We start from the raw sequence: 15,812 nt of genomic DNA, 5'->3' as shown, positions 1-15,812 counted from the left end.
CGGGCGGTCCGGTGGCCGGCTGGGCGGGCGGTCCGGTTGGCGGCTGGGCGCGTATGCGGAGAGGCCCCGGCGAACCGCAGCTCGTCGGGGCCTCTCCGCATACCGGGGTTGCTCAGTACTCGGTGCGTTCGCAGTCCACCAGGTCGCCGGTGCCGCGCGAGCCGGGCAGGCAGTTGTCGCCGACCTCGGTGTTGGCGCCGCCGTCCAGCACGTACCGGTCGCGCTCGTCGTAGTCGCCGCCGCGCAGGGTGTCGTCGCCGGCCTCGCCGTAGACCTTGTCGACGCCGCCGGCGATGCCCTCGCCGCCGTCCAGGTCGTCGTCACCCTCACCGCCGCGGATCACGTCCGCGCCGTGCCCGCCGTTGATGATGTTCCTGCCGCCGTTGCCGGTCAGGGTGTCCGCGCCCCAGCCGCCCCAGAGGTTCTCCACGTCGGCGCCGACGGTGTCCTTCTCGCCCTTGGAGCCGTCGTCGCCGCTCTGGCCGTCCAGGTCGGCGATCACGGTCACCACCCGTTCGTAGTAGTAGACGTCGTCGACGCCGGAGCCGCCCAGCATCACGTCCGCGCCGAACTCGCCGCTCAGGCCGTCGTTGCCGGCGCCACCCTCGAGGCGGTCGTTGCCGTCGTTGCCGGAGAGCTGGTCGTCACCGCCGTACCCGAGGAGCTTGTCGTTGCCCTCGTTGCCGGAGAGTGTGTTCGCCGCGGAGTTGCCGCCGAGGTAGTCGTTGCCCTTGCCACCGGAGATGCCCTCCACGTCGGCGCCGATGGTGTCGCCCTCGCCGGACGCGCCGTCGTCACCCTTCTTGCCGTCGTTGTCGGCGTACACCGCCTTGGTGCGGGGGAAGTAGTCCACCGAGTCCCAGCCGGGCCCGCCGCGCATGTCCTGGGCGCCCCGGCCGTCGTACTCGTTCTGGAAGAAGTCGTCCGAGCCGTCGTCGCCGAAGAGGACGTCCTTGCCGGAGCTCTCCTCGAAGTAGTCGTCGCCGGCGCCGCCGTGGGCCACGTCGTTGCCGGCGTCCGGGCGGATCCGGTCGAAGTCCGGGCCGCCGACGATGGTGTCGTTGCCCGGGCCGCCGATCAGCTCGTTGGATCCGGAGCCGCCGGAGATGTAGTCGTTGCCGCCGGCCGAGTAGACGTAGTCGTTGCCGCCCTTGGCGTAGATCTTGTCCGCGCCGTCGTCGGCGAAGAGCTCGTCGTGCTTGGGGCCGCCGGTGATGGTGTTGTTGCCCGAGCCGGCCCGCGCCGTCATGCCGAGGTCGGTGTTGTTGGTGATGGTGTCGTTCTTGTCGTAGGTGTAGACGCGGAACCAGTCCGGGTTCTTCGACGTCGTGCACTTGACCTTGGTCTTGTCGCCCTTGACGGCCTTGCAGCCCTTACCGGCCTTGACGGTCACCACGTCGTCGATCGTGAAGGTGCGCCCGGAGCGGGTCACCACGACCTTGTTGACCTTGCCGGAGCCGGCCTTGTACTGCACCTTGGTGGAGCTGACGACCGACGCGACACCGGTGGCCGCCGCCGATGCGGGACCGCCGATCAGGGCCGTACCCGTGGTCACCAGAGCGACCACGGCGATGGAGAGCGCGGCACGCCGCTGGGGATTCATCCGCTTGTTCCTCACTGGTGTGCCAGGTAGCCGTAGTACCGCTCGGCCGCGCCGAGCGAGCGACCGCTGATCGCGGACCCGGAGCCGAGTCCCTTGCTGCCGCCGTAGAGCCGGGTGACCGTGCCGGACGAGTAGCCGGGGGTGTCGCCCGTGACTAGCTCGCCGGGGGCGCCGATGACCGCGTCCAGCCCGTAGGCGCCGTTCAGGTTGAGCACCGAGACCGCGGCGCCGAACGTGTCGTCGCGCTCCGGGGCGTCCGGCACGCCCGCCGAGGACTGGGTGATGGTCTGCGACTTCGCGGCGGTTAGGCCCTTTTTCGAGCCGCGCAGCAGCACCACGGAACCGGCGTTCTTGGCGCTGCCGATGTCCTCGCCCGGCACACCGACCAGCACGTCGGCGATGCCGTCGCCGGTCACGTCGCCGGTGGCGATCGAGTCGCCGAAGTAGTCGTCGTCCTCGGACGCACCCGCGATGTCCTTGTCCCGCTGGGAGAGCAGGATCATGCCCTTGAGGGACAGGCCGGTGCTGCGGCCGGCAAGCGTCACCACGACGCCGCCGTTGATCATCCAGTTGGCCTGGGCCGCCGAGTCGCCGACGACGACCTCGCCGTAGCCGTCACCCGAGGTGTCCGCGATCTGCAGGACGCCGCCGAGGTACCAGACCACCGCGTCCTTGGGCTCCGCGACGGTGAAGGTCGACTTGCCGTACACGGCGGTGACCTTCGACAGCGAGACGCCGGCGGCCGAGCCCCAGAACTGAGTGACCGAGCCGCTGCCGGTGTACGCCTGGCCGTCGTCCTCCTGCGGGGCGCCGATGACCACGTCGCGGTACTTGTCCTTGTTGATCTTTCCGATCGCCAGCCCGGTGCCGAAGTGGTCGCCGGTCTCCGCGCCGCCCGGCACGCCCGAGGTGTTCTGGTCGATCCACTTCGAGCCGCTGGTGGTGATCCCGGCGGAGCTGCCCTTGAGCACGACGGCGGCGCCGGCCTCCTTCTTGCCGCCGACCTTCTTGCCGGGCAGCCCGATCAGCAGCTCGTCCCGGCCGTCCCCGGTGATGTCGCCGGCCGCGAGGGCGTCCGCGAACCGGTCACCCTGGGCGGAGGTGCCGACGATGCCGGACGTGCTCTGGTTGAAGTGCTTGACCGTGTCGGCGTTCAGCCCCGACGGGCCACCGGCGAAGACCCACACCGCGCCCCCTTCGTAGCCCTGCCCCTTCAGGTCGTGCTCGTACGGATCGCCGACGGCCAGATCGTCGTACTTGTCGCCGTTGAAGTTGCCGGTGACCATCTCGGTGCCGAAGCACACGCAGCCGCTGCCGCCGGGGATCTCGGTGATGAGGATGTCCCGGGCCGGCGCCGAGGAGTACGTGACCACGACACCGGCGCCACTGAACGCGGCGACGTCGTCCCGGCCGTCACCGTCGAAATCGGACAGTGTGGCGCCCTTGCCGGTCACGGGCGTCCGGGACACCGCGGTGCGCTGGTGCAGCAGCGTGATGCCGTCGCGCAGGATCTCCACCGCGCCGGGCAGCTCGTCGGACATCGCCCTGGCGCCGGCCCGGGCCTGCGGCTGCTTGTGTTCCGGGAGCCAGGGCCGGAGCGCGGGATCGGCGGGTGCGATCGGCCCGGCGTTCTGGGTGGCGTCGGCCGGCGTCGTGAGGAAGAAGGTGGCGGTGGTCGCGGTGACGGCCAGGGCACCGGCCAGGAGGCGTACGGGTTTCAAGTGTGCTCCTCGAAGTCAGGAGAAGCAGGGTAGAAGATCGACCCGCCGCACGCAGTCCCGTTCCCGGCCGCCAGGCCACAGCACCGTAACGATCGCCGGCCGTCCCCCCGCACCGCGCCGACCCCAGCGCCATCCCGCTGGGCGAGCCCGCGGCGGCCCCCTCGGACCGTCGCGGGCTCGTGGGCTCAGCTGCCGGTCACGGCGTTGACGGCGACGTTGCCGAGGACGTAGAGCAGGCCCAGCACCGCCAGCACGGCGGCCGTCTGGACGATGTAGACGAACAGCTTGATGACGATCTTGATGGCCATGATGATGGCGAGCGCGCTGCCGAGCGAATACATGATCAGCTCGACCTGCGAGGAGTCCGGGCCGACGCCCGCGCCGGTGCTGGCGCCGTAGGCGACGACGAGGGCGGTCATCAGGAAACCGCGTCTGACCAGCGGAAGCCCGCGGGCTTTCCGGGCAGGCCGGTTTACGGAGGTCGGGGAAGCCGGTACTTTCGGCATGACGGACTCTCCTGGAGTGCGTGAGTGGCAGGCGCCCTCGGGTCATCGTTGGCAATCGGTCCTCGGGGGTGCCTGTGCGGGCGATGAGGCATAGGTCTGATCTCCGTGGGTGGTCGCCGGGACATCGGATCCTGGCCGGGGCGGCGAGCGAGCCGACCGGGCGCCTCGTCGGCTGACCACTGGTGCCATCTCGCGCCTCCTGGATCTTCAGGAAACTTCGATGAACTTCAGGTTAAGCTCGCGAAGGCGGCTCTAGCAAGCTGAAGAATCGATTCAGTCACGTTCACGTCACGTCTTGACGCTATCTGCGGTGCTGTGCAGGGGGACTAGCTTTGTATGATCATCCGTCCTAAACTTCGCTGCCTCAGCTGAAGTTCAGTGAAGGGTGCACGATGCAGCCGGCAGAGCAGCCTGACTCGCGCCTCGCGCGGCGCCTCCGTGCCCTGAGGGTTCAGCACTGGCCCGACATGAAGGTCACCCAGCAGCAGATCGCTGAAGCGCTCGGCGGCGACACCGCACTGAGCCTGTCGCTGATCTCCTCCTGGGAGTCCACCCACAAGCCGGTGCTCCCACCGGCGAGCCGGCTGGCCCAGTACGCGACCTTCTTCGCCAGCCGGCGCTCGGTGGAGTCCCGGCCCGCCCACCTGCTGAGTGAGCACGAACTCACCGAGGTGGAACGCGTCGTCCGCGACGAGCTGCACACCCAGCTGCTCAGCCTGCGGTTTCCCGAGGGGCCGCAATATCTCGAGGATCCGGGGCAGTTCGGGCCCCGCCCGCTGACCCTGTCGGGATCGGTCGACCAGAAGATCGGCGGCGGCACCTGGTTCTTCCCGGACCAGTCGCCGATCATCATCGTGTGCGGGAGCCTGCCGAAGCGGTTCCGTGAGCGGATGCCGTTCATGGACACCAAGGACCCCGACTACGTCCGCTCGTACGGGCTGGCCGATCTGGACGCCCTGCTGGAGGTGCACGGCCACATCCGGGCGGTGAACCCGGTGGCGGACGTCCGGATCTGCCGGTCCGACGAGCTCGGCGAGGACGATTTCACCGCGCACCTGGTGCTGATCGGCGGCGTGGACTGGAACCCGATCAACCGCGACATCACCCGGCGCCTCGATCTGCCGGTCCGCCAGCAGATGCGGCCCCGGGACGGGGACCCGGGGTACTTCTCCACCGCCGAGGGGGATAAATTCGAGCCCCTCCTGGACGAAGCCAACGGCAGCCTCCTGGAGGACGTAGCCCATTTCTTTCGGGGGAAGAATCCCTACAACGCCAGCCGGACTGTCACACTGTGTAATGGAATGTACGGTCGCGGAACCTACGGCGCCGTTCGCGCGTTGACCGACGCGAGGTTCCGTGATCGCAACGAGGAGTATGTCCGGAAGCGTTTCCGCGACACGCAGACGTTCAGCATCCTGATGCGGGTCCGGATCAATCCGAACGGAGCTGTGGTGACCCCTGACTGGATGCAGGAGCAGCACCGGCTGCACGAGTGGCCGGCCGCCGGTGAGTGAGGCGTGAGCCGGGTCGCCCAGCGCTCGTCCCACCGAGGTCTGATCAAGGAATCCTCGACACCGGGCCGCGAACCGGTCGACGCCATCATCGTGCCGAGCGCCCGCCGGGCCGCCGCCCTGGAAGAGGCCGGTCGCCTGGCCGAGCAGCTCGGCTGTGTGCTGCTGGTGCTGTGCAGCAAGCATTGTGAGCCGCGGCGGGCCGTCGAGGCGCTGGCCGGGCGGACGTCCGTCCAGGTGGTCGCCGTCGGCTTCCCCGAGGCGGGCATCCCCAAGCTGCCGTTCCTGGAAACGTCGACGGTGCTCGGGGAATCCCGGCTGAAGCGGCGTACGGACACCAGCGCCAAACGCAATCTCGGGCTGGTGCTCGCCCGGCTGGCCGGCTGGAAGCGGGTGGTCTTCCTCGACGACGACATCGCCGTGCCGGACGCCGCCGACCTGGAGCGCGCGGTGGCCCTTGTGGACACTCGCGACGGTGTCGGCCTGCGGATCGGCGGATTCCCCGACAACTCCGTGGTGTGTCACGCCAACCGTGAGACCGGGGCGCCGCAGGACACGTTCATCGGGGGCGGGGCGCTGGCCGTACCGGCGGACCGGATCGACTCCTTCTTTCCGGAGATCTACAACGAGGACTGGTTCTTCCTGCTCGGCGAGACGATGCTCCGGCCGGTGGGTCAGGTCGGCAACGCGATCCAGAAGCCGTACGACCCGTTCGCCAGCCCCGAGCGCGCCCGCCGCGAGGAATTCGGTGACGTGCTGGCCGAGGGGCTCTTCGCCCTGTTCGACGCGGGCGGCCGGATCGGCGGCGCGGACGAGGCGTACTGGACGAGTTTCCTCGCTGCCCGGCTGGCGCTCATCGACGACATCAAGGGCCGGATCGAGCACAAGCGCGGTCCGATCACCGTACGCGACAAGCAGATGCTGGAGTCGCTGACCGCCTCGAGCGGCCGCCTCCAGTTCATCCGGCCAGGACAGTGCGTCGCGTACATCCGGGCGTGGCAGCGCGACCGGGAACGCTGGCGCGGCTTCATGGCCGGCGTACGGCCGATCCGGCACAGCGCCACCGATACGCGCTCACCGATCGAGGCCGCGGTGGAGCGCCTCGGACTCCGGCCGATCACCCCGACTGGCCCGGGGCGGCCCCGGCCAGCACCGGCGCCAGTGCCGCCACGACAAAAATCAATGGCACCAGGCTGAGGATGGCCGTGCCGAGCCCGGTGGCGTGCGCCATGCCGCCGATCGCCAACGGCCCGAACACGCTGGCGCTGTAGCCCACCGCGGTCATGGCCGCGACGGCCGACGGCGTGGCGGCGTTCCCGGTGGCGCTCAACGCGGCCGGGAACACCCAGCAGATGCCGACACCCCAGCCGAGCGCGCCGACGAACGCCCAGGAACTCGCCGTCGTCAGCACGATCAGCCCGACACTCACCCCGGCCAGGATCGCGCCGGTCCGGACGACCCCGACCGCACCGACGTGCCGATGCGGTCGTTCCGCGGCCAGCCGCCCGACCGCCATCGCGGAGACGAACAGCGCGTACCCCAGGGCTGCGCCGGTGTGCGACAGATGGCGTACCTCGTTGAGGTAAACCGCGAGCCAGTCGCCGGCCGCACCCTCGACGACCGCGCCGCAGAACATCAGCGCCGCGATCGGCGCCAGCCGCCGGAGCGGCCACCGGGACTGCGAACGGGCCGCGTCGGGCCGCGCGGCCTTGTCCGCAACGAACGAGCGCAGGCTGACCAGACAGAGCGAACCGGTGATCAGGCAGACCGCCGCCAGATGCGCCAGCAGGGACACCGAGAACCGGGTGGCCGCCAGACCCAGGCCGGCGCCGGCCATGCTGCCGATGCTCCACCACCCGTGGAAGTGGCTCATCAGGTGCTTCCGGAGGCCGTTCTCGACCGCGTACCCCTGCACGTTCATGCCGGCATCCCAGACGCCGCTGCCGACGCCCATGGCGAGCAGGCTGAGCGCGAGAGCCGGCGGCGAATGACTCAGAACAATCGCGAGCAACGACAACAGGGTGACGGCAAAACCGACGGCGAGCACCCGACGGCTCCCGTACCGGCCACACGCCGGGCCGGTCAACAGCATGGCGGCGAGGGTGCCGACACCGAGCATCAGCAGCCCGACCCCGAGCCGGACAAAATTGGTGTCGGTCTGCTCGAGAATCACCGGCAGCCGGGACATCCAGGACGCCTGCGTCGCACCACTGAGCGCGAATACCAGACTGACACCCCGAGCAGCCCGCACACGTCACCCCCGCCGGTCACTCTAGCGGGACATCACTCGTCGTCGATCATTCCGTAGCGGAGCGTGGTGATGGCCTCCGTGGACCTTGGCTCGTTGCGCACAGACCCATGTGGAGGCGGACATGGCAGTCCTCATGCTCGATCACATCGGGCTGGACCGTCGGGTCGATCTCATTTCGGCAACGACGATACAGGTTCGTTCCATCGGGACAGACGCGCGCGTGACAGGCTTCTATGCTCCTCCCGCCCCGCCTTACCGGACCTCAGGGAGGACCCTCGCATGCACCCATCCCTCGGCCGGCGCATGCTCATCGGCGCGGTCGTCGCCGTCGCAGCAGCCGCGCTCGCCGCCCCCGCCTACGCCGCTGCTCCGGCCATCAGAGTTGCCCTGCCGGACGTCACGGTCGCCGCCGGCGGCAGCACCCAAGTTGCCCCGATCCTGTTCTCCGACCAGGAAACAACCGTCACCGGCGCCACGGCGGTCTACCAGCTGTCCGGCGACCTGGACGGCGTCAGCCTCGGCATGGCGGACGAGTTCTCGGACTGCACCAGCGACGGGCCGGCCAAGCTCACCTGCACCACACCCTGGGAGACCTGGATCAGCCCGGACGGTGCCATCGGTGACTTCGTGGTCGGCATCACCGCCACCAACGCCGCGCTCGGCAAGAACGGCACCGTCAAGGTCACCTTCTCTGCCGACGGTGTCGCTCCGATCACCCGCACGGCCGACGTCACCGTCGCCGAGGGCGTGGACCTCGCGGCCGGCGCACCCAAGGAAATCAGCGTCAAGCCTGGCAGGTCGTTCGAGGCCGCGCTGCAGGTCCACAACACCACCGACAAGGTGGTGCACGGGACCGCAGTCATCTTCGACACCGATTACCCGTTCCTGTCGACGAAACAGTTCGCCAACTGCTTCTACTCCCAGAGCCAGGTGAACGCGTGCACGTTTGACCAGGACCTGGAGCCCGGCGCGACCTACCAGATCGTCCTGCCGTACCGGCTGCGGGCGGACACGTACGCGCCCGGCACGGTGGCCGGCGAGTTCGAGTGGCTCACCGCGGGCGACTACGCCGACCTGATCAAGTTCCTCGACGACGCCGGCTACGAAGGCCCGGGGACCGTCGGCAGCGGCGGCACGCTCGAGATTCGGAAACTGCCGGCGGCCTCGTCGCTCGCGAGGCAGCAGCAGACCGACACCAATCCGGACAACAACTGGCAGTCGCTGACCATCAATGTTGCGGGCAAGCAGGGCACCGACTTCGCGGCGATCGGCGCCACCGTGTCCGGTGGAGCCGGCGACAACGTCAAGGTTCCTGTCGGCGTGCGCAACAACGGCCCGGCGACCCTGGACCGGAGCCGCAGCGGCAGCTCCGCCGTGGCCGCCATCATCACCATCCCGACCGGCACCACGGTCACCACCGTTGCGGACGGATGCAGCAAGTCCGAGGACGACAGCGTGAAGACCAAGCCCGATGCCTTGCAGTACGTCTGCTTCAGCAACCCGCTCTTCCCGGCGAAGACTCAGTTGATCTGGGAGTTCGGCCTGAAGATCACCAAGGTGGTGCCGAACGCTGTGGGCGCGGTCGAGGTCAACCCGGCATGCGAGTGCGACCGGTTCAGCCGCGACATCAACAAGTCCAACGACGCCGCCAAGATCGTCGTGAACCCCGCCGACACCGGCGGCTCGGGCGGCAGCCTGCCGATCACCGGCCCGCAGACCGGGTTCATCGGCGCAGCTGGGGCGCTTCTGCTGGCGGCGGGCATCGCCGGGTTCATCGTGGCCCGTCGGCGCCGCACCCGATTCGTAGCCTGATCATTGAGCGGGGGCGGGCCTTCACCCGCCCCCGTCAACCAGGCGCGCGAATGCCGTCTCATCAAACCGTTGCCTGTCGTATTCGTCGGTCGGCGAGCGGCCTGGCGAAACGGATCGAGAGCAATCCCGACACCGCGCCCCAGGCCGACTCAACCCTATGATGCAGCCGGTATCCAAACGGGGAGATTATTCGATGTCACGCAAAGTCTGGTCGGCCGTCATTCTCTCGGCCGCCACCACCATTGCTGCCACGGCCGTCGCCGGCCCCGCCGCGGCGTCGAGCTACGGACGGGTGACCGCGGGCGCCACCACGGTCTCGTTCGCGGCCGACACCAAGGTCAAGAACAAGGTCGTGATCACCCGTTCCGGCCGGACCGTCACGATCGACGATCGGGTGGCTGTCAAGCCTGGCAAGAACTGCAAGCAGGTCAAGGGCGACAAGACCCGGGTCCGCTGCAAGACCACGAAGACACCCGCCAAGGTGATCGTCGATCTCTACGACCGGGACGACTCGGTGGTCAACAAGAGCGACCTCAAGATGGAGGCGTACGGCGGCTCGGGCAACGACAAGCTCGTCGGCGGCCCGAAGGCCGATGCCCTGCACGGCGAGGACCCCTGCGATCGGTCGGCCGGCAACGACAAGATCTACGGCAAGGGCGGCAACGACCTCATCTACGCCGGTGACGGGTCCGACTACGTCTCCGCGGGTGACGGCAACGACCACGTCCTGGGCGACAGCGACTGCATCAACGCGCCCGACCGCGCCGGCAACGACGTGATCCACGGCGGCAACGGGAACGACAGCCTCTTCGGCGACAACGGCAACGACAAGCTGTACGGCGGCAACGGCAACGACTTCCTCGTCGCCTGGTCCGGCGCGGACCGCATCGAGGGTGGCCCCGGCAACGACGAGCTGTACGGCGACCCCGACGACCGCAAGCTCTACGCCGACGTGCTACTCGGTGGCGCGGGCCGGGACTCGGTCGACTACCAGCGCTACAAGAAGCCCCTCACCATCTCCCTGAACGGGGTGTCCCGCGACGACGGTGCGGCCGGCGAACACGACACCGTCGGCGCCGACGTCGAACACCTCACCGGCGGCTCGGGCAACGACCGCCTTGTCGGCAACGCGGCGGCCAACATGATCGACGGCTTCGGCGGCAACGACACCATCCTCGGTGGCAGCGGCAACGACGACTTGCGCGCCGGCGACGGCGACGGCCACCACGAGCTCTACGGCGAGGCCGGCGACGACATGCTCTCCGTCTACAACGGTGTCGGCCTCCTCGACGGCGGCGCCAACTACGACGTGTGCAACGGCCGATACGATTCCGTCACCCTGATCTCCTGCGAGACTCCAGCCTGATGACACGTCGCCGATAACCACTGCTCGGGGCCCGCACGTCAACGCCGGTGATGACTGCGGGCCCGTATCACGGCGCTGCCCCGGCACGCCCGCACCTCGCCCGGCAGCCGATGGCCGGCCGCGCTTGCGCGGGTGAGGTCAGCGGTGGGATCCGGTCCAAGCCGCGGTGTGGTCAGGGTCCGTACATCTTGGACGTGCGGGCGCCTCGCCGTCACCGGTCGCTGGCCAGTCTCGTTGCTCCGTGGTTGCTCGCAGCTTCGGCAATGGGCCTTCGTCATGCCGTTGAGGTTCAGGATGCTCGAGGGAGCGACGTTGGCCAGCAGTGTGCTCACGAGGTCCGCAGCCCTGCGACCAGCGCAAACATCGACGCGCCCGGGACGGGCTCTTGTCGTCAGCCCTGTGCAGGTACCGCGATCGTCGTGGGCTGCTAGCTCAATGGCAGAGCTGAGGATCTTTATCGTCGTTGCGGCGAATAACTCCGTGTCCGATACGCCAGTGAGCTGCACAAAACTTCGGAGCCTAATCCATTATGGACGTCGAATACTCCCTGGGCGCTCCGTTAACGGCCGGATGTCATGCCACGACTGCGGAGAAGCTAGTAACCCGCACGACTATCCCCTGAGGCGTCGGTAACGTTGATCGCTGGATGCCGGGCCCCGTCGAGAGCTAAGCCATTTCGGGCGTCATGCCGGCGGCTTCCGCGCATGACGGTCCGTTGCGCTGAGTGGTCCACCCTCGGTGTCCTCGCGCGGCCGTTCCTCTGGCCCGGGCGTGAAATTCCCAGGGCTACCCGGCACTGATCAAGCTAACGATCTCGTATCAGTCGATTTAAGTCTGGCGATGAACATGTGCACTTGATGCAAGATCTTTCATATATGCCGCGATCATTGATCTTGTGCTTGGAGAAATCTTGAAAACGGGGATTCGAACTCGCGCCGGTGTGCGAGCGTTTTCGCTGGCCACGGCGGCTGGCGTCCTATCCGGAGCGGTGGTGTTGGCGCCACTGCCCATGACTCCCGCGATGGCTGCATCGCCGGGGCCCGCCGTCGACGCCGACCTCGACGGCGACAATCTCACCGACCTGGTCGCCATCGGTGGTGACCACGACATCGCGTCCGGCCTCTGGCTCGCGTCGGGTAAGGGCAATGGGCGGATCGCGCCCGCCGCAGCCAACATCGGATCCCACGGTAACGGCGTGTTCAGCCCCGGCACCGTGGGAAGCCCGACTGACTTCGATGGCGCGCAGGTCCTCACCGGGCACTTCTCCGGCAGCGACCTGCAGGACGTTTTCGTCTACTACCCGCCCGCCCACACGAGAAATCCGGGTGGGGCAGTCGTCCTGCGCGGCAACGGGGACGGATCGACGATCGAGGCCGAATTCGACCAGAACTACCACAACATCAATGCGGGCACCTTCACCGGCTTTGACTGGGACGACTTCCAGACGATCAACAACCCGATCCAGCTCGCCAATGCCGGCGCTCATGACACGACCTATCCGGATCTGATCGGGATCGCTGGTAAGGACGACGGCAGCAGCTTCCTCACCTATTACCCGAACAACGGAACCACCGGCGGTTACGGCGAGGTCTTCGCCCTGTCGGTCCCGACGCCGACCGGCGGTACCGACTGGAACACCTGGACCATCGCAACGGCCCAGACCGGGTCCGGAACCGCGCTGTTCCTCCGGCAGGCCTCCACCGGCCAGCTATTTCTTTGGAACGATTTCACCCGGACGGCCGCCGGCACCGCCGGATACACGCCCTACCTGCTGTCCGACACCTTCCACACCGGCGAAGACGTCACCCTGTACGCCGCCGACGTGGACAGCGATGGCACCGGCGACCTCTGGACCGTCGGCGACCGCGGCGTAGCCGTCGCGTGGCTGGTGAACAACCTCGACAGCGGCGCGTCCACCGGTACCGTTACTGCGCAGAGGAGCCAGAAGTTGCGCACCGAATGCCTCGGCAAGCGCGTCAGGTCGAAGTTAAGAACCTGACGACGCGGGCAGAATCGGGCCGTGCCGCCGAGGGGCACGGCTCCGAGGTCAAGGCAGAGCAGCGTATCGACGGCAAATGTCTGCTGCCCTGCTCCGACCCGAACTGTCCGCCGAGGACATCGCCCTGGTGGTGTGCAGCACTCAGAGTCGAAGGCCGGGCACGCGCGGACGGCTCGAAGGTGCGTGGGGCCAACGGCGTGCCGCGCCCCACCAGGGGTTCAAATCCCCCTTCGGCCCGCAAGGTACTGTCTGCCGCGATCCGGCGCGATCTCAGGTCCACCGATTACACATCGTGAGTGGTGAATTTAGGTCGGCGGGCCCGCCGCCGAGCACACGGTGACCAGGAACGCGAGTACGTCGATGTCAAGGGTCGGTCGGCGGCGGCCGACCAGGTCGGTGAATCAGGTTGGATCCGGTCCAGGCCGCGGTGTGGTCGGGGTCCGGCGTGCAGCCGGCCTACTTCTTGGACGTGCGGGCGCCTCGCCGTCACCGGTCGCTGGCCAATCCAGTTGCTCCGTGGTTGCTCGCAGCTTCGGCAACGGGCCTCGTCACGCCGTAAAGGTTCGGAGATGCTCGAAGGAGCGACGTTGGCCAGCAGTGTGCTCACGAGTCCGCAGCCCTGCGACCAGCGTAAACATCGACGCGCCCGGGACGGGCTCTTGTCATCAGCCCCGTGCAGGTACCCTGATCGTCGCGGGCTGCTAGCTCAATGGCAGAGCTGAGGACTTTTAATCGTCGTTACGGCCGGTATTCTCATTGCAGCCATGCCCGTGAGCTGGCCAAACAATAGAGCCTTTGTCCCATGTGGATTTCCGTCGCTCCGTTACTGCTCCGTTGACGATGGGATGACGGGCCGGCGATGGCACTACAGTATCGGGGCATGGTTTCGACGCGACCAGCGGTTCAAGAGTCCCCTATGGGCCGTGCCGCCCGGTTAATTTCTGTGCCGTTTGGTGCCAGCATCTAGGGCTCTATAGGCTCACGGAAGTCGGGCTTCTGCCGACTAGTGCCGGGCAGGGGTGACCCGCGCCAGAACCGTCGATCACACATGGATCACGTCGTTGGGCAACGGAATCGTCAGCGGCGGGCACGACCTGGTGCTGCGACCTGTGTCCAGCGTCCTGGCACGGCGACTGCGTACGGACGTGTCGACCACGGATGCTGGTCGGGCGACCACCCTGCCGACGGACGAGGAGCCTCGACGTGTCCGCAACCACGGCGTTGTCTTTGCCTACGCGTTCATCTGCCGAGATGAGTGCGCCGCTCCATACTGGCGGACTGCATCTATGATGGCAACTGATGAAGCACTTCACTAGCGCTTTGGGGCAGGCGGGAGCTTTTGCATTGGACGAGTGGGGATTCAACCCCGCAAGTGTTGAAGCAGTGGCTACCGCATCTGCGGTATTTGCGGTTATCTTCGCCTGGTTGTCGTTGCGTGAATCGAAGGAGCAAAGGCGGGCAGTCGAGGACGAGATAGGCTCACGAATGCGGCCATGGATCGGCCTCTTCGCATTCGAGTTCTCCGAGAGTGAAGATCGTAAGCGGATCTTGCGAATCCAATTGCGCAACTTCGGAGCGCTACCTGCACAGAAGGCACGCCTAAGCTTGGTCATCTGCCCAAAAGTTCCACTGCAGGAGGAGGTATTTGACGCGATCACGCGCCAGGAGCCTGAGTATAAAGTGCTTATGCCGGGGGAAGAGGGAAATTACCCCATTGACTTTTCCTCAAGCCCGGAGCTCAGCGAGTGGATCGGCGCGGCTCGCGATGTTTTGGTGAAGGGATCGTTCGAATATGCCCTAGGTGACCGGGATTTCAAGTCCGAGTTCGAGGCAACGATTTGGTTCAGTCGCGCGCCGACGGTTGACACAAACTGGCGAAATACTATGAGTAGCTAAGGTGCCCCCCTCTCGTGCCGCCGACCGAGCGAGCGAGCTATTTAACCGGCGAGCACGCAGGTTGCCGACCTTCGGGCCTGCCCCGCGTGCTGAACTGCCGATGAGAGTGCGCTCATAGCGGTCCGTGATTTGCGAGGCAAACTTGCCCTAACAGGTGGCCACTTTAGCTGACAGCGCCAGAAGTGTACGCCGGTTGAGCGGTCCTAGCTGTAGACGCTCGACAAGTTGACGGCACAGCTCCGTCGCAGTGAATGCCTCGGGGGCTTGGTCGTCAGCCCGTCGTCGCTCAAAGTCACATACGGATGCCCTCGGCAACAGGCGTGCCTAATTGTCCCGCACCCATACAGTCAAACCACTTCAGACACGCCACACTATAACCCGCGGCTTCGGGGAGAAATGTTTAACCTGCCTCCTGGGCCCAAGTTTTGTTTTTGACACGAAGGGCCTCAGTTTCCATCCACCGTTGGGTTACCTTGTGGCTCGAACGCTTCCTGAGAAATGTCGACAAAGTGGTTTGAGCTCGCTCGGTAGCCAAGGCTTTTGCTTATGCGAAGTACAATGAAGAAAGAATCCCGCTGAAGGCGATATAAGGCACCATAATGAGTCGAAAGATAGTTGGCGCTAGCCAAGGTGCCGATTCCGTGATGACCCCAAAGCATGAACACCGGTCCGTCGAGGCCGGTCATCTTTGGGCTGAGCTTCACCAAGAACCCGTGTGCTGTGTCCTTGTCGTCCTGGAAGACACTGCCGCCACACTCGTAACGGATACTGTCGAAGTTTGTAAATTCATTTTGCCGGTTGATGACAATGAATCCTCGACAGTACACTCGAAGGAGGGAGTCGCTAACTGCGTTGCCTGACCATCCGCCTATGCATATGGCGTTAGCGCCGAGCTCCACACCGGTTGCCGACGTGACGAGGGGATCGCTCCCTGCTCGTCGCGAAACCTCAATCGCTAAGGCGGATGCAAAGAGATCGTCGGCGCCGATCATCGGAGTGGGTGGCAGCTCGTATGGTTGGGCGCCATACACGCCACCATGTAAGGGAAGGTTGAATGTCGCTGTGACAATGTGAGACGGTTTGCCGTTGAAAGCAAGAACACCGCGCAACTTTCGACGACCGGCCTCTCGACGCACTCGAAGGTAAA

At 66.7% G+C, this 15,812-nt stretch carries 11 protein-coding genes; 6 read left to right on the top strand and 5 right to left on the bottom strand.

Going from position 1 to position 15,812, the window contains the following annotated elements; all coding sequences use genetic code 11:
• Positions 1-112: 112 nt before the first annotated feature.
• The 3 genes from ACIBQZ_RS21540 to ACIBQZ_RS21530 all read right to left on the bottom strand — a co-directional run bounded on the left by ACIBQZ_RS21540 (position 113) and on the right by ACIBQZ_RS21530 (position 3,743).
• Complete coding sequence (locus ACIBQZ_RS21540) at positions 113-1,603, bottom strand: calcium-binding protein (RefSeq protein ID WP_396090500.1); 1,491 nt, start codon at positions 1,601-1,603, stop codon at positions 113-115.
• A gap of 11 nt (positions 1,604-1,614) precedes the next feature.
• Positions 1,615-3,324 carry an integrin alpha gene (locus tag ACIBQZ_RS21535; RefSeq protein WP_396090499.1) on the bottom strand — a complete coding sequence of 570 codons (1,710 nt, stop codon included), beginning with the start codon at positions 3,322-3,324 and terminating at the stop codon, positions 1,615-1,617.
• 185 nt (positions 3,325-3,509) lie between these two features.
• A complete protein-coding gene (locus ACIBQZ_RS21530; protein WP_396090498.1) occupies positions 3,510-3,743 on the bottom strand; it encodes a hypothetical protein in 234 nt (77 codons plus the stop codon).
• A 554-nt stretch (positions 3,744-4,297) separates the two neighbouring features.
• On the opposite strand from ACIBQZ_RS21530, the gene ACIBQZ_RS21525 reads away from it, so the two are divergent.
• Both ACIBQZ_RS21525 and ACIBQZ_RS21520 read left to right on the top strand, forming a co-directional pair.
• Positions 4,298-5,344, top strand: a complete 1,047-nt coding sequence (locus ACIBQZ_RS21525; protein ID WP_396090497.1) for an XRE family transcriptional regulator — start codon at positions 4,298-4,300, stop codon at positions 5,342-5,344.
• Between the two features lie 3 nt (positions 5,345-5,347).
• Positions 5,348-6,538, top strand: coding sequence for a hypothetical protein (locus tag ACIBQZ_RS21520; RefSeq protein ID WP_396090496.1), 1,191 nt, complete (start codon positions 5,348-5,350; stop codon positions 6,536-6,538).
• Here the strand turns inward: ACIBQZ_RS21520 and ACIBQZ_RS21515 are convergent.
• Entirely contained in the window at positions 6,459-7,592 is a 1,134-nt protein-coding gene (locus tag ACIBQZ_RS21515; RefSeq protein WP_396090495.1) for an MFS transporter, read from the bottom strand. The two genes, ACIBQZ_RS21520 and ACIBQZ_RS21515, sit on opposite strands and share 80 nt — an antisense overlap.
• A 279-nt stretch (positions 7,593-7,871) precedes the next feature.
• Between ACIBQZ_RS21515 and ACIBQZ_RS21510 the strand changes: the two genes are divergently transcribed.
• The 4 genes from ACIBQZ_RS21510 (at position 7,872) to ACIBQZ_RS21495 (ending at position 14,665) form a co-directional block, all read left to right on the top strand.
• Complete coding sequence (locus ACIBQZ_RS21510; protein WP_396090494.1) at positions 7,872-9,404, top strand: LPXTG cell wall anchor domain-containing protein; 1,533 nt, start codon at positions 7,872-7,874, stop codon at positions 9,402-9,404.
• 193 nt (positions 9,405-9,597) lie between these two features.
• Positions 9,598-10,770 carry a calcium-binding protein gene (locus ACIBQZ_RS21505; RefSeq protein ID WP_396090493.1) on the top strand — a complete coding sequence of 391 codons (1,173 nt, stop codon included), beginning with the start codon at positions 9,598-9,600 and terminating at the stop codon, positions 10,768-10,770.
• 1,021 nt (positions 10,771-11,791) lie between these two features.
• Positions 11,792-12,769 carry a hypothetical protein gene (locus ACIBQZ_RS21500; protein ID WP_396090492.1) on the top strand — a complete coding sequence of 326 codons (978 nt, stop codon included), beginning with the start codon at positions 11,792-11,794 and terminating at the stop codon, positions 12,767-12,769.
• A 1,299-nt stretch (positions 12,770-14,068) separates the two neighbouring features.
• A complete protein-coding gene (locus ACIBQZ_RS21495; protein ID WP_396090491.1) occupies positions 14,069-14,665 on the top strand; it encodes a hypothetical protein in 597 nt (198 codons plus the stop codon).
• 446 nt (positions 14,666-15,111) lie between these two features.
• On the opposite strand, the gene ACIBQZ_RS21490 is transcribed toward ACIBQZ_RS21495, so the two are convergent.
• Complete coding sequence (locus ACIBQZ_RS21490; protein WP_396090490.1) at positions 15,112-15,801, bottom strand: hypothetical protein; 690 nt, start codon at positions 15,799-15,801, stop codon at positions 15,112-15,114.
• Positions 15,802-15,812: the final 11 nt, after the last annotated feature.

The organism is Actinoplanes sp. NPDC049599, assembly GCF_044465625.1.
Lineage (GTDB): Bacteria > Actinomycetota > Actinomycetes > Mycobacteriales > Micromonosporaceae > Actinoplanes.
The sequence above is the reverse complement of the archived record's forward strand: the minus strand, read 5'-3'. Positions and strand labels throughout refer to the sequence as shown.